This window comes from Schleiferilactobacillus harbinensis DSM 16991, assembly GCF_000425885.1.
Classification (GTDB): domain Bacteria; phylum Bacillota; class Bacilli; order Lactobacillales; family Lactobacillaceae; genus Schleiferilactobacillus; species Schleiferilactobacillus harbinensis.
In genome coordinates, this window is sequence record NZ_AUEH01000001.1 from 1 (window position 1) to 12,726 (window position 12,726).

At 52.7% G+C, this 12,726-nt stretch carries 11 protein-coding genes; 2 read left to right on the forward strand and 9 right to left on the reverse strand.

Annotated elements, in window-relative coordinates:
- Positions 1–83: 83 nt before the first annotated feature.
- From H627_RS0100010 to H627_RS20790, 5 genes are all read right to left on the reverse strand, one after another.
- Positions 84–1,679 (reverse strand): transposase, encoded by a 1,596-nt coding sequence (locus tag H627_RS0100010; RefSeq protein ID WP_027827239.1) that lies wholly within the window; start codon positions 1,677–1,679, stop codon positions 84–86.
- 189 nt (positions 1,680–1,868) lie between these two features.
- Entirely contained in the window at positions 1,869–2,921 is a 1,053-nt protein-coding gene (locus H627_RS0100015; protein ID WP_027827240.1) for a tagatose 1,6-diphosphate aldolase, read from the reverse strand.
- A gap of 100 nt (positions 2,922–3,021) precedes the next feature.
- Positions 3,022–4,077: an ABC transporter permease gene (locus H627_RS0100020; protein ID WP_027827241.1), complete on the reverse strand. Its 1,056-nt coding sequence runs from the start codon at positions 4,075–4,077 to the stop codon at positions 3,022–3,024.
- A complete protein-coding gene (locus H627_RS0100025; protein ID WP_027827242.1) occupies positions 4,074–4,982 on the reverse strand; it encodes an ATP-binding cassette domain-containing protein in 909 nt (302 codons plus the stop codon). Before H627_RS0100025 ends, H627_RS0100020 begins: the two co-directional genes overlap by 4 nt.
- The gene (locus H627_RS20790) at positions 4,979–5,347 is read right to left on the reverse strand and encodes a GntR family transcriptional regulator (protein ID WP_035439563.1); all 369 of its coding nucleotides are present in this window, start codon (positions 5,345–5,347) and stop codon (positions 4,979–4,981) included. Before H627_RS20790 ends, H627_RS0100025 begins: the two co-directional genes overlap by 4 nt.
- A 207-nt stretch (positions 5,348–5,554) precedes the next feature.
- On the opposite strand from H627_RS20790, the gene H627_RS0100035 reads away from it, so the two are divergent.
- Together H627_RS0100035 and H627_RS0100045 are read left to right on the forward strand one after the other, a co-directional pair.
- Entirely contained in the window at positions 5,555–6,901 is a 1,347-nt protein-coding gene (locus H627_RS0100035; protein ID WP_027827244.1) for a glucose-6-phosphate isomerase, read from the forward strand.
- 495 nt (positions 6,902–7,396) lie between these two features.
- The gene (locus H627_RS0100045; protein WP_027827246.1) at positions 7,397–7,624 is read left to right on the forward strand and encodes a hypothetical protein; all 228 of its coding nucleotides are present in this window, start codon (positions 7,397–7,399) and stop codon (positions 7,622–7,624) included.
- Positions 7,625–7,759: 135 nt separating this feature from the next.
- On the opposite strand, the gene H627_RS0100050 is transcribed toward H627_RS0100045, so the two are convergent.
- The 4 genes from H627_RS0100050 to H627_RS0100065 all read right to left on the reverse strand — a co-directional run bounded on the left by H627_RS0100050 (position 7,760) and on the right by H627_RS0100065 (position 12,699).
- Positions 7,760–8,176 carry a hypothetical protein gene (locus H627_RS0100050; protein WP_051225068.1) on the reverse strand — a complete coding sequence of 139 codons (417 nt, stop codon included), beginning with the start codon at positions 8,174–8,176 and terminating at the stop codon, positions 7,760–7,762.
- Between the two features lie 859 nt (positions 8,177–9,035).
- Positions 9,036–10,028 carry a glycosyltransferase family 2 protein gene (locus tag H627_RS0100055; RefSeq protein WP_027827248.1) on the reverse strand — a complete coding sequence of 331 codons (993 nt, stop codon included), beginning with the start codon at positions 10,026–10,028 and terminating at the stop codon, positions 9,036–9,038.
- Between the two features lie 36 nt (positions 10,029–10,064).
- Entirely contained in the window at positions 10,065–12,308 is a 2,244-nt protein-coding gene (locus H627_RS0100060; RefSeq protein ID WP_371859388.1) for an ArnT family glycosyltransferase, read from the reverse strand.
- Positions 12,283–12,699 carry a GtrA family protein gene (locus tag H627_RS0100065; protein WP_027827250.1) on the reverse strand — a complete coding sequence of 139 codons (417 nt, stop codon included), beginning with the start codon at positions 12,697–12,699 and terminating at the stop codon, positions 12,283–12,285. The genes H627_RS0100060 and H627_RS0100065 overlap by 26 nt, the downstream gene beginning before the upstream one ends.
- Positions 12,700–12,726 lie beyond the last annotated feature (27 nt).

The window sequence follows — 12,726 nt, forward strand, 5'->3', positions numbered from 1 at the left end:
AAAAGGGACTGGGCCAAAACTCCCAATTCCGGCATTGAGACCGAAGCTCGTTTTCATCAATTTGAAGACGAGCTTCGGTCTTTTCATGCCGTCGCTGGTTGGTTTTCATACCGTTTTTGCAGGTACTTGGTGTACTTTCTGAGATCGTAGGCCAGAAGCACTAACCCGGTTTCTCGTCTCACGTGCGGCAGCCAGCGCACGTGGAAACGGCGAAAACCCAGCTCGCGTTTGATCACGCCAAAAGCAGATTCCACTTCGTCCTTGCGCTGCGCGTAGACGCCACGGCCAGGTTCAATGCCTAAGGCCAGCTGTTCTGCGGCCTTCTGCTTTTCCCAGGTGGCGTTGACCCCAATCTGACGCAACCGACCGGTTTGCGTGTGGGCATAGTAGTAGGCTTCCGGTGTTTCACCCGGCAGGGCCCGGTAGTAAGCAAAGTGTCTTGTATAGCCGGTCTGGTGGTCTGTCCGAGTCCCTAAACGCCAGAAGCAGAACTGAACATCATGGTTGTCAACGTAGTAATTACCTTGAGCGTTATAGTGCCAGTTCATGCACTTGCTGGGATCGCGCCGATATTTGCGGGTCTTTTCCTTTTCATACATGGTGTAGGGAATCAGCGGTACATGCTTCTGGGCGGCGATATAACCGTAATTCTGTTCACTGCCATAGCCGGCATCTGCGGCGATATAGTGCACGTGGGCAAAGATCCAGCGGGACTGCTTAAGAAACGGGATCAGCGTCTTTTGGTCGGTCGGCCGCTGGCAGACGTAGTCGGCTAAAATATACTGCTTATCCGTTGCAATCTGCACATTATACGCGGGTTTCAGTTGGCCGTTCTTCATGGGGTCCTCTTTGAGCCGCATGAAGGTCGCATCGCAATCGAACTTAGCCAGACTGTTGCGTTGTTCAAAGCCGCCGAAGTACTTGTCATACTGGCGTTTGCGCGGCAGATAATTAGTCTCAATGACGTGCAGATCATGTTTTAAGGCCCGGCGTCGGCGTTTGTTGGGCGAGCCGCCGCGACCGGTCTTTTCATGGGCAATCACTCGGTTCAGATGACAAATGGCATGGTGCAGCTGTTTAGCGGCGATAGCCAATGCTTTCGCCAAGTTTTCTTTGCCGGCCGGGGCATTGATCTGCACCAAGTGCAGACTCTTTAAGAATGCCTGACCATTGGCGACCAGCCGCTGGTTGCTCTTCGTCACGGTCTTGCGCCAAACAAACGAATATTTCTGGGGAACGGCTTCAATCTTAGTCCCATCAATGAAGACGGCCTGACGATCAATGATGTGCTGGTCCAATAGCAGCTGGTGAAACTTGTCCAGGGCATCGGCGATCAGCTGATCCATCGCCGGATCAACACGGAAACGATCCAAAACCCGATAGCTGGGGACCCGCTGGTCAGGACTGAGAAACCAGAGCAGACAAGGGGTCTCGGCGATCAGCTGATGAAGCTGACGACCAGTGACCGGCAGGTGTTTGGCATACGCATAAAGATAGATCTTCAAAAGGGCCGCCGTGGCGAAACGCGGGCGGCCGTATTTATGCTCATTAAGGGTCAGCAGGACATGCGGCATGGCTTCAACGAATTGGTCAATGACATCGGCGAGACTGTATGGAGCAACGGTAAATTTGAATATCAGTGAAACACGGCTTAATTTTCTGGTACACTTAAGTGGCATGGTACTATTTCGATCTCCTTTTTATTGGTTTGGTCACTGATTAGGGTAGCGCGAAAACGGTGCTGTGTTTAGTTCAGAAAAAGAGCTGGGGCAAGATTCTTTCAATCTTGTCTCAGCTCTTTTCATTTGGGTGCTATTCAGGAAGATGGGACTTTTGGCACAGTCCCTTCTTAAACTTAGAAATAACGATTAGTCAGTCATTACCTTGCGGTCAAAGACCTCAATGTTGTCCAAACCACCGTATACTTCGTACCAAGGGGTAGCATACTTGTTCAGGATATCGTTCAATTCCTCAACGTTCTCCTTGCCTTGGCCGTTCAGCCAATCGATCAGTGCTTGCTTGCCGTCCTTAGCGTAAACTTCAACGCCATCCAACCAAGTGGCACGGCCACCCAGGATACCGCTGTAGTTGTTGCCAGCTTCGCCGGCAAACGTCAATTCAGCACGGAATGTTTCGGCCGGTACACCAGCAGACAAGTAGATGAACGGACGGTCAACCAAGCTGTTCATGTCTTGGAAGATCTTCTTTACTTCATCTTGGCTGTAAACAGCCTTGTTGCCGTTCTTGGTGTAGCCTTCAACGAAGTCCCAGTTAACCGGGATTTCAGCCTTGATGACGTCAATGTGGTACTGATCCTTGGAGAATTCCTTCATGGAGTCCAGTACCAATTGCGGCTTCTCCTTAGCAAATTCAGGGCTCTTGGCATCAGGTACGTTGTCGTCGTAAGTAACGATTTCAACAAATACCGGAATGTCAGCAGCCAGTGCTTCGTTGCCTAAGCGCTCTAAGAAGGCATGCTTAACGTCATTGATTTCTTTCTTGTCGTTCGGGTTGTAATAAACCAAAACCTTAGCGGCATCAGCACCCTTGGCCAAGATACGGTCCAGGGATTCGTTGGGCAGCAGTTCAGGGAAGCGGCCGACAGTGTTAACATCGTAACCTGTCTCTTCGTAAGACAAGATCAGGCCAGACTTCGGAGACTTGGACTTCATACCCTTGAAGCCCAGTTCTTCGTCGATCAGGATGGCAGAAGTGAACTTGGTCAATTCTTGGGAAACAAGTTCCTTGAATTCATAAACCATGTCCAAGTTGTATTCCTTACCATACTTTTCGGCAGCGGCCTTCATGATCCGCTTCATCGAACCCCGTTGGTCGATCGCCAGGGCTGCAATAACACCCTTATCGTTGGATAATTGTTGCAGCTTGTCGAACTTGCCGCGGGAAATGCGTTTTTTTGCCATAGAAGTTTATCCCTCCAAAATTTTTGCCTTAAAACCTTCATTAGTATACGGGTTTTCATAGGATGTTTCAAGGGACATGCTTGAAAATGGGTCTAGACCATCAGGGGGCGGGAGTTTGGGAGTGGTTGGCGGACTGGGTGGACTTTCGGCCAAGCCATTGGGGACGGTAGAGGTACCAGTATAGGAAAGAAAAGACGGCGATGCCGGTGATCGCCATGGAGATGGCGTGCTGGCCGGCGAATAACCAATCCTCGGTGACGGCGGGAACGTAAATCGTAAATGCCGCTAAGACCCAAGGCCGCAGTTGGGGAATGAGCAGGTATTGGTGGCTGTTCTCCAGAGAAATGCGGGGGTAGAAGGCGACGCACAAGCCAATAAAGAGAATGGCAAAGAAGAGCCAGAAAGCATAATTAAACCAAGGTGTGCTGGTGATGCGGTCGTAGTTGACGCGGGTATTCATGCCCAACCAGTACATGACATGTATGGAGAACCCGCCCGCGCTGATGCCCAAGAAACCAAGGGTGATCACCAACGGCAGGGGTTGGCCAATCACTATGCCGAACAAACTGCCCGCTGCGAAGGCCGCTATTAATTGAATAATGAAGATTGGCAGATACAGGAACAGCGAACGCCAGTAGAAGATCAGATAATCGTGGGGGACGCCGCTCCGAATGATGGCGTAGCTGATTACCGCACCGAGAAGATAACCAATTAGAAGCACCGGCAGATATAAGCGCACCTTCATGGCCAGAATTTGCCTGCGCCTGGCGCCGCTGCTGAACAGTAGACGGTTGAAACCGGAAAATTGATCCCAAAAAGTCATCAAACATCCCAGCACAATGGCTGTTAAGAAATAGATCATGCTGAAAAATGTGCCGTCTTGGGTGACGTGACCGCGCAGGGGATTGCCGTATTTGAGGGTGCGCTGATCCTTGATAAATTGGGCATAGGTCATGGACTTATGGGCTTTTTTCATCGCCGGTACGTCGTACTTGTTGAAGTCCTTTTCGCTGGTCTGGTATTTTCCCCACTCGTGGAACATATTGACATTGCTGGTTCCTTGCACCACGCCAAAGAAGAGGAGCAGGAACGCAGCCAAGATCAGCCAAACGCGGTGGCGGTGCAGCAGTAATGTCCGTAATGAATGATTGGTCATTTCTCGTATACCTCCTTACCCAACAAGTAATCCGTATCGTGCACCGCCGTGGTCCGGAAGATGTCCGTCAAAGTTAGCGGCAAATCTTCCATGAATACTGGCTGGGCATCCTGCAACGCCGTCTCAATGGTCTCGTCATAATGCAGGAAGACAATCTCCAGGACTTGGCCGGTAACACGAATCAGGGTGCCCTCCTTCTTGATCGCGGCCGGCACTTCGTTATGCCGGAATACGACCTGGATCTTCTTGGCCTCTTCCCGCAACTCTTCCAGCATGTAGTCGTGAAGAATGTGGTGGTCCTTAAGAATCAGGACGCGGTCGCTGATCCCGTCCAGCTCTTCCAGATCATGGGAAGAAATCAGAAACGCCGTGTGGTGCTCTGCCGCCGCGTCGATGATCATCTGGGTGACCTGTTCCCGGGCAATCACGTCCAGCCCGGAGAAAGGTTCATCCAAAATGATGTAAGGCACGTTGCTGGCCAGGGCCAGCGCCATTAGGATGGTCGCCTGCATTCCTTTAGACAGGCCAGACCAGCGGCTTTCCCGAGGAATCTTGAAATGGTCAATTTCCTGCCAGAAACTGTCTAAGCTGAATTGCGGGTACACGAGGGTGAACCAGCTGGCAATTTCGGCCAGCGGACTGTTGCCAAAGAAATTATCTTGGCTGTCGACGAAGAAAATAGATTGGGTAAAGTTGGTATTCGGAGTGACGGTTTGGTCGTTGATCTGGATCGTGCCGCTGTCGGGAATGTATTGCAGCATCATCGTCCGGAAGAGGGTGGTCTTGCCGGCCCCGTTGCGGCCGACCAAACCAGTGATTTCCCCCGGCCGCCAGGTGAAACTGATATCGGTGACCACTTCTTTGCGGCCAATCCGTTTGGTTAAATTGGTAAGCGTGACGGTCATGGATGGGAAACCTCCTTTGGTGAAAAATTGGTATCCAGAAAGACATCGATCTGTTGACGGGTAATGCCGGCTGTGCCGGCGTTGATCAGCCAGGCCGAGAGCTGCTGCCATAGGACGGTTTGCTGGGGGGCGGATGGCGGGCTGTCTTTGATAAAGGTTCCTTTACCCGGCTGCACTTCGATGACGCCATCCGCTTCCAGCTGACGGTAGGCCTTGGCCACGGTATTGGGGTTCAGCCGCTCTTGCTGAGCCATCTCCCGGACTGACGGCAATTTGTCGCCGACTTGCCAAATGCCGGTCAGCACTTGATCTTTAACTTTCAGCGCTAAGCGTTCGTAATAGGCGAGGGAACGGGGATTTTGCATGAATATGGCACCTCCTTTGCTGCATCTGTATTACGTGTACTATTATCCATAGTACACTCGGGATGTCAATTGTTTTGCCCAAGAATTTAGTTTCAGAAAAGATATGTGTTTTTTCGCCCGTTTTCTTGCAATTGATTGCATTCTCCCCGGGAAGCGATTAAAGTGATAAGGGTAATTGGTTATCTATATTTAATGGGAGGTCTATCCATGGCACACATTTCCTTTGATGCATCTGCATTGAGCAAGTTCGTGCACGACAATGAATTAAGTGAGATTCAACCGCTGGTTACAGCCGCAGACAAAGAGCTGCGCGACGGTACTGGCGCAGGCAATGATTTCCGGGGATTCCTGGATCTGCCTGTTGACTACGATAAGGAAGAATTCAGCCGGATCAAGGCGGCTGCTAAGAAGGTTCAGGGCAATTCTGAAGTCTTTGTGGCGATTGGTATCGGCGGGTCTTACCTCGGTGCCCAAGCAGCGATTGATTTCTTGAATCCGAATTTCTACAACCAACAAAAAGACCGGTCTGTACCGGAAGTCTACTTCGCTGGGAATTCTATCAGCGGCAGCTACCTGCATGATCTGGTTCAATTGATTGGCGACCGGGACTTCAGTATCAACGTCATCTCCAAGTCGGGGACGACCACAGAACCTTCTATCGCTTTCCGCGTATTGAAGGCCAAGCTGATTGCTAAGTATGGTGCTGCTGGTGCTAAGGAACGGATCTACGCGACAACTGACCGGGCCAAGGGTGCGCTGAAGACTGAGGCTGACGCTGAGGGCTACGAAGAATTCGTTGTGCCTGATGATATCGGCGGCCGGTTCTCCGTGCTTTCCGCTGTTGGTCTGCTGCCCATCGCCGTTGCCGGCGGGGACATCGATGCCTTGATGCAAGGCGCGGCTGATGCCCGTTCTGAATACACCAACCCGGATGTCACGAAGAACGATGCTTACAAGTATGCCGCTTTGCGGAATATCTTGTACCGCAAGGGCTTTACCACTGAATTGCTGGAAAACTACGAGCCTAACCTGCGTCTGTTCGGCGAATGGTGGAAGCAATTGATGGGCGAGTCTGAAGGCAAGGATCAGAAGGGAATCTATCCTTCTTCTGCTAACTTCACCACGGATCTGCACTCCTTGGGTCAATACATCCAAGAGGGTCTGCGCAATCTGATGGAGACGGTCGTTAAGATCGAGGACGCGCCTAACGACGTCACGATCCCTGAAGACGACAAGAACCTGGACGGTTTAGGTTACTTGGCTGACAAGTCCATGAACTATGTCAACAACAAGGCTTACCAGGGTGTTGTTATGGCCCATACCGATGGCGGCGTTCCGGTCATGACCGTGAATGTGCCTAAGCAGGATGCTTATTCGTTGGGTTATACGATCTACTTCTTTGAGGCCGCTGTTGCCATTTCTGGGTACTTGAACGGGATCAACCCGTTCAACCAGCCTGGGGTTGAGGCTTACAAGAAGAACATGTTCGCTCTGCTGGGCCGGCAAGGCTATGAAGAGTTGACGAAGGAACTGACGGAACGCTTGAATAAGTAAGCGTTCGAGGATTTTACAGGCAGAAAATAAAACAGCTTCAATATCATTGAACAGCCGAATGGCCTTGATTGATGGTGTTGGAGCTGTTTTTTTTGCTACCCAGACACCACGGCAACAGCAGGGGGTGTATTATATGTCTTCCCTCGGCCGTATGTTGTAAAATACTCATGCCATTGTCAATGAGTTTCAGTAGATTTGAACGGGGGATTTCAAAATGATGAAGTTTGAGCATGATGCAGCTCAAATTGTTAAGCAAGCCGATAGGACGTACTGGCAAAGGTTTCACAAGTACCCGCCATATAGTGAATTGCTTGCAATGACCAGGTGTTACGTTTTAACCGAGTTTGCGGCCAAAGAGTATGCAAGTCATCTAGCTTTATTGAATGAACCGCTACCGGACGATCCACCGAACATTATCTACTGAGATTATTCAGCCAAATTATCAAGTGCTTTTGGGTAAATAATATTTTGAATATGGAAAGGAGCGGAGAATCCATGATGCTGGTATTTGATATCATACAGGACACACCGGAAAAACGAGTGTATGAGGTGACCTCTGGTCCTGACACCAAGGGAACCATTACAGTTGATAAAAAAACGTTGATTGCTACTTCTGAGGGTACTTTTTCGAGTCACTTTCCACTTTGGTTTATTGAAAAAATGCCCATTGGACAGGTGAAAAACGGCAAGTCACTGAAGCATTTCGTTTACGGCACAGGATAAATCAAACAAGCCTTTAGACTCAAACGTTGTACTTCCGAAAAAAGTACAAACATAACCGAGTTCTAAAGGCTTTTGTGATTTCTATTCTCTGAAATAACAGTGTGAATAATGACGCCTAGGTCGTGGGCAGGAATCCTAAACAGTCTTGAAGTTCTTCAAACTGGCAAGGTAAAGCGCACCACCGACAATGGCGACGATGCCGCCAACCCAGCCGAGCAGCGGAATAATAGCGACCGCGCCGCCCACGATGAGCAAGATGTGTCCGGCCGTTTTGACTAGGCCTGTGCCGCGGTAATATAACAGCCCAAAAATCCCCAGGGCCAACACGGCAATTTTAATCAGGGTCAAAAAGGCGGAGACGCCGGTGGTGCCGGATAAGGATCGGGTGCCTACGTTGGCGACTGCGCCGCCGACGAGCAGCATGGGGCCAAAAATCAGCATGATACCGCCGGCGAGGCCGGTAATTCCGCCAGCTAAGGCGATGGCTTTCGACTTGGTCGGTACATCCTGAGATTGATGAACTGGGTTGCTGCCTTGATCCCCTCGACGCATGCGTGACGGCGCCTGCGGTGCAGCGGTGGATCTGGTCGGCTGTGACGGATAGGGCTGCTGGGCGTAGCCATTTGCAAATTGCTGTTGATAAAGTGGTTGTTGGTTTTGCCCATTGGCCGATTGCTGTTGATAAGGCTGCTGTTGGTCCTGCCCATTGGCGGGCTGCTGCTGACCATACCCAGTTGGCGAATATTGCTGATTCGGCTGTTGCGCGTACCCATTTTGCGGTTGCTGCGGATGCAGCTGTTGGCCGTAACCGGCTGCTGGATAGGGCGAATTCGGCTGTTGGGCGTAGCCATTGGCAGGCTGCTGATAAGGGCCTTGGCCATATCCATTCGCCGGTTGTTGCGGATTTGGATTTTGGTAGCTGGCATTCGGATTTTGCGGCCCTGGTTGCGGATAGCTGTTTGCTTGTCCGGGACCCGGATATTGGGCTTGCTGATTTGGATAATTACCATAATACGGCTGACCTGATTGCGGATTGGAATTTCCCGGCCAACTTTGATTGTTATTCGGATTAGCATACTGGCCGTTTTGCGGATTGGCCGGCTGCTGCGGTTGCTGCCACGTGTTTTGCTCCGGTGACCCAGACTGCCTGTGTTGCGGTTGCTGCGGATAATTCTCCCTCGTCATGATTAATCCCCCCATGTCAGCTTTTCACGTCATCAGGATTTGGACGATAATGCTCATTGCTATACGAAATATTGTAGTACGTAACGAATTCCCTTTCCACCATTCTGAGAAATGATGTACTTACCGGCACCAAAAAACCGCCCCCGGTCTGGACAGGGACGGTTCCGTATACTGGTGAGGGTTTGGCCCAGTGCCAGAGCACTTAGAGGGTGAGTCAATGGTGTGCTCAGTTGCGCAGCTGGACCAAGTTAGACTCTGGTTGCGTCTGCTGGTGACGTTGCGATTGCTTGAAGCCTTCCGTTTGAGCCACGATATACAGCGGGCGGTCTCGGGAAGCGGTGAACATGCGGCCGATGTAGGTACCGGTGGCGCCGAGAGCAAGGAGGATCAGCGCGCCGGTGAGGGCAACGGTGATGATCAGCCAGGTGGTCCCGGTGACGGTGCCAAGAATCAGGTTGGCCAGCAGAACCAGGACACTGATGAGTCCGAGCGCCCCAGCGGCCCAGTAGCCCAGCATTAGGGGGAGGCGGGAGAAGCTGGTGATGCCGTTCATGGCCAGCCCGAGCATCTTGCGCAGGGGATATTTAGATGACCCAGCGTAGCGCTCTTTTCGGTCGTACAAGACGCCGGTTTGTTTGAAGCCGATCCAGCTGACCATGCCCCGAACAAAAGGGTCGGGTTCATTCATTTGGTCCAAGACATCCACGACTTTGCGATCCATGAGCCGGAAGTCGCCGGTATCGACGGGGATTTGGATGCTGGTGATGCTTTCCAGCAAGCGATAGAAAGTGGCGGCGGTGAATTTCTTAAACCACGTTTCACCGTCCCGATGGCGCCGCTTGCCGTAGACGACGGCATAACCGGCCCGCCATTTGGCGATCATGCTGGGAATGACGCTGGGCGGATCCTGCAGATCGGCGTCCATAACGACCACCGCGTCGCCGGTGGCGTAACGGACACCGGCGGTGATGGCCAATTGATGACCGAAGTTGCGAGAAAATTCAACCAGTTTGATTAAAGCGGACCGCTGCCGGGCAGCGCGCAGTATCTGGACGGTTTTGTCCTGGCTGCCGTCATCGACGAAAATCAATTCATAACGTTCTTGCCGGGCGGCCACATAATGCAGCAGGACGTCCACGGTTTCTTGAATGCCGGCCTCTTCGTTGAAGACTGGGAGCACGATTGAAATAAGCGGGGTACGATTAGTTGCTTGGGCCATAGGAATGAAATCTCCTTTCTCTTGAGACTATTCGGCTTACTTCACGGTCAGCTTATAGAGGGTGCCGTTGCCGCCCATACCACCGAAGCCGCCACGCTGGTTCGTTGATTGCGTGCTGCTGGTCGTTGAGCCGTACTTACTGGCGGCGATCTTCGTCCCATTCTTTTCGACCCAGGCGGCAATCGAGGAATTACCGGAACGGCCGGAACTGTAGTAATACTTCAGCTCGCCTTTCTTCACTAGCGCCTTAAACTGCTTCAAGGTCAAAGTGGGATCAGTGCCGTTGAAGCCGCCGATGGCCATTACTGCCTTGCCGCTCTTGATAATGTACGGCGCAGCGGTGGAGGCGTCGGAGACGGCGAAGAGATACTTGGCCGAGCCTTGGTGGGCTTCGACGTATTTCAGCAGGCCAGAATTAACGCTGCCGCTGCCGATACCGCCGCTCGTATTGCCGCCTTGGCTCAACAGATCAGGACCGGCCGTGGGGATACCTGCCGATTCACCGGCTAATGTCGGGGTGATGGACCAGAAACCAGGGGCGGCGAGGATGGTGACCAGCGTGGCACCGACCATGATTTTGCGGAACCGGTGCAGCCGAGTCGCAAATAACCCAACGATGACGAGGATGCCGGCGATCACCAGGAGCCAAGGCGCAACCGTGTAGTACTGGGTGAGGTACCAGGCTTGCAAAGCAATCGTGATGGCGATCCCCACGGGCAGCAGATACGTTGTCCAGTGTTTCCAGCTCCCTTGGAACTGTTTAAACATGGTGTACAGCCCGATCCCAGCCAAAGCGGCAATAGGCGGGGCCAGCATGATCATGTAGTAGGGGTGGAAGAAGGAGGCAATGGAGAAGAAGCCCATGACGGGGACAAGCCAGGCCAGCCAATAGCCGACATGCTTTTGCTGCAGGGACAGCTGCCACCACTTCCGTTTACGGTCAATGTAGTAAACAAAGGAACTGATGAAACCGATGAGGGCCATGGGCAGGAGCCAGCTGATTTGCGGACCTAACGCAGATTGGAAGACCCGCAGCGGGCCGGCGGTACCGATGTTGAAGGCGCCGCCGCCAGCACCCATGCCGCCGCGACCGCCCCGGCGAGTACCACCGGGAAAGCCGCCTCTGCGGTTACCGCCGGTGGGCGGCGTGAAGTTGCCCTCGCCGCCTTGGGCGGTGAGGGTGGTGTTGCTCTTGCTCTTGGTAGTTGTACCTTGTTTACTGCCGGTCGGCGGGGTGCCGCCCTGATTAGTGCCAGAAGGCGGTGTTCCCCCAGAAGGCGGTGTTCCCCCCTGCTTGCTGCCGGTCGGCGGGGTGCCATTCTGAGTCGTCGTGCCGTTGCTCTTGGTGGTTGTCCCGTTCTTAGTCGTCGCAGCAGACCCCGGCGCACCGCCTGGCATGCCTTCGAAGCCGCCTTTATTCTTACTATTCAGGCCGCCGAAGGTGCCGCCCAGACCAGAAGTCTGCCCGAGCAGCCGTTCAGATCCGTTGTAGCCAAAAGCCAAGTCCATCACGGAGTTCTTCTGTGAACTGCCAATGTATGGTCGATCAGCAGCGCTCGTGGAATCAACTTGCAGGGGCCAGGCGAGGGTGAAAATGGCCAAAGCTGCCCCAGCACCAACGAGGGTCACCAGCCGTTTCTTCCACGGCTGACTGCTGGCCAGCCAGTAAAAAAGCAGCAAAGCCGGCAGGATCATGAAGGCTTGGAGCATCTTAATGTTGAAAGAGACCCCAATCAACGCGAAACTGACAAGGACCAGCCAAGGCCGTTTCTTTTGAATCGCAATGAATAGGCAGTCAGTGGCTAATAATAAGAAATAAACCAAAGTCGCATCCATGTTGTTGGTGCGGGAATCTGCCACCACGATGGGCGTCAGCGTCATGATCAGGGCACTGAGCCGTGCAGGCCAAGCGCCGAAGACTCGTTTCACCATGGCGTAGATCAGATAGACAGAGCCGATGCCGAAGAGAATGGATGGCAGGACGACGGACCAGCCGTAGACGCCGAATATTTTCCCGGAAATTGCCATGAACCAGAGGGCGACGGGCGGTTTGTCCACGGTGATGAAGCCGGCGGGATCAAAGGCGCCGTACCAGAAGTTATGCCAGCTCTTAGTCATGCTGACGACGGCAGCGGTATAGTAATCATTGGCACTGCCCGCCTCCCAGATGTTCCAGGCGTAAAGAAAAGCGGCGAGAAGGAGAATCGCCACCAGCCACCAGTCCAGGCGGCGTTTGGGCTTGTCGATCGGCGGATCAGTAGGGCGAGTTTTTGCTTGCATGGATACGAACTCCTTTCTGGGTAAAGACCCAGTATTTACTGAGCAGGAAATTGACCGGGGCGGTGACCGCGAGGCTGAAGAGCGGCGCCCAAGCAGCCGGAAAATGCAGGACATCGACCCAGGTACTGGTCAGGATCAAACTGAGCAGGAAGGTTGTCCCATACGTCGCGTAATACTTGAACGTCATCCAGGACATTTCGCCGCCGCTTTGTTTAAAGACCCACTGCTTGTTTAAAGCCAGCCCCAGCAGGGACGTCAGGCCATAACCGACGGCCATGGCCAGCGTCGGGGAAATATGTTGGTATAATATCAAGTAGATGATGTACGTCAGCACCGTGTTCAAGGCTCCGACGGCACCAAATTGGATGAATTGGGTAATCAATCGCTTCACAGCGGCCATCTCCTTTGCTATGGGGAT